At 61.9% G+C, this 247-nt stretch carries 1 pseudogene; it reads right to left on the reverse strand.

From position 1 onward, the window contains the following. Positions 1-247: pseudogene (locus AC0L2O_RS37275) on the reverse strand (class I tRNA ligase family protein); the annotation flags it as partial.

Genomic DNA, 247 nt, shown 5'->3' on the forward strand with positions numbered 1-247 from the left:
GTCCTGCGCCTGTCGGTAGATTACACAATCGCTCACAAAATCGCAGGCCTGCGCGGCCGCGCGCCGGACGGAGAAGCCATCGTCCGAATAGGCGCGTTCCATCGCCGCGCGATGGATCTCTATCCGAGCAAAGAATGCGCAATCGGCGGGAGCCCAGTCGCCTGCGTCAGGCACACAGCCGCCAAAGTCCTGCTTGATTTCCCGGTGCAGCGCATCAAGCCAATTCAGCCAGGTCCCTTGGAACACC

This window comes from Bradyrhizobium sp. Kon10, from assembly GCF_055807395.1.